The sequence below is a fragment of the Photobacterium sp. DNB22_13_2 genome (assembly GCF_052873915.1).
In genome coordinates, this window is record NZ_JBNNXU010000126.1 from 1 (window position 1) to 274 (window position 274).

Genomic DNA, 274 nt, shown 5'->3' on the forward strand with positions numbered 1-274 from the left:
GTCCGAGGTGGCCAGCGCCTACCTCACGCTGCGCGCCGACCAGGAACTGCTGCGCCTGACGAGCGACACCCTCGCCACACAGAAGCGCTCCTATGACCTGACCACCCAACTGGTGGAAGCGGGAAATTCCACGCAGCTCGACCTGCGCCGCGCGGAGATCGCGCTGCGCACCGCCGAGGCCAACCGCGCCGCCTACACGCGGCAGGCGGCCAAGGACCGCAACGCGCTGGTGCTGCTGCTGGGCCAGCCGCTGACGCCGGAGCTGTCCCGGCAG

At 71.2% G+C, this 274-nt stretch carries 1 protein-coding gene; it reads left to right on the forward strand.

Translation table 11 applies throughout. The features are described 5' to 3' along the window. A partial coding sequence (locus ACVA58_RS28080) for a TolC family protein (RefSeq protein WP_446513519.1) occupies positions 1-274 on the forward strand: 274 nt, incomplete at both ends.